Source organism: Clostridia bacterium, assembly GCA_035561135.1.
In the GTDB taxonomy this organism is placed as follows: Bacteria; Acidobacteriota; Terriglobia; order Terriglobales; family Acidobacteriaceae; genus DATMYA01.
Genome location: DATMYA010000080.1, coordinates 1 through 1,231, shown reverse-complemented (window position 1 = coordinate 1,231; position 1,231 = coordinate 1). Strand labels below are relative to the sequence as shown.

The window sequence follows — 1,231 nt, the reverse complement described above, 5'->3', positions numbered from 1 at the left end:
GTACACCGGAACACCCGTCGCCTGGTCCTTTGTATTGCCGATGTCCGTTGTGTCCAGCGTGCCGGTTACGCCGTGCTCGGGGCTGAAGATTGCCGCCAATTCCACGCCGGGAGCCTTCGCCAACAGATCGATCGCTCTCCGTCCCTGTGCATCGAGTCCCGTCTGGTTCGTCACAAGCCCGATTCGGCGTCGCTTTGGCGCACTGCTCGTTCCCAGTTCCCCGCTCAGAGTGCCAAAATTGCTCTCCGCGAGAACGTCCAACCCGGTCTTCACCTGACCGTTGCGCGATTGCACTCTGCGCGCCCCAACGATGGCTTCGTTGTAACCGGTCACACTCGCGAGTCTCACCTTTTCCTTTTCGGAGACGGACAGCTTCAGTGCCGCAGCCACGGCGTTCGCCACCTGCACCCGCAACGCCACTACCGCCCCACCCGGCTTCAACTTAGGATGCACTCCATTCGTCAGGAGAACGATGTATGTGTTCGTTACCGGATCGATCCACAGAGATGTTCCAGTGAATCCCGTGTGTCCGTAGCTGCCCAGCGGCAGCAGTTCACCGCGATTGCTAGAGAATGGCGAGTCGAGGTCCCAGCCGATGCCCCGCAACACTGTCGCGGTCGGTGGCTGTTGCGGCGTCGTCATTTTCTGCACGCTCGCCTCCGAGATGATCGTCTTGCCACCGAGCATTGCCTGCGCGAACCGCGCGATGTCGTCAGCAGTCGAAAACAATCCGGCGTGCCCCGCCACTCCGCCCATGCGCCGCGCCGTGGGATCGTGCACTACGCCCCGCAGCATCACATTGCGCTCGTCGTACTCAGTCGGCGCAATCGCGCCAAGCCACTCCTTCGGTGGCAGAAAACGCGTACGCGTCATGCCCAGTGGCTTGAAGACATGCGCATCGGCATACCCATCGAGCGATATGCCGCTGACGCGCTCAACCAATTCACCCAGGACGATGTAGTTAACATCGGAATAGCGAAACTGCGATCCCGGGGGCGCTACCGGCGCTTCGTCATGCGCCATGCGAAGCGCAGCATCCTTGCCTTGCCAGCGACTTCTAAGATCGAGGTCTTCCCGTAATCCGCTGAAATGCGTAGCCAACTGCCGAATCGTGATCTGATCCTTGCCGTTGCTTCCGAACTCGGGAATGTACTTCGCGACAGGATCGTTCAGGCGAACTTGCCCAAGCTCAACCATCCGCATCACCGACATCGCGGTAACCACACACTTC

General features: G+C 60.3%; 1 protein-coding gene. It reads right to left on the bottom strand.

Annotated elements, in window-relative coordinates; translation table 11 throughout:
- Nucleotides 1-1,231 (bottom strand): serine hydrolase (locus tag VN622_16465; GenBank protein HWR37457.1); only part of this gene is annotated, 1,231 nt, incomplete at both ends.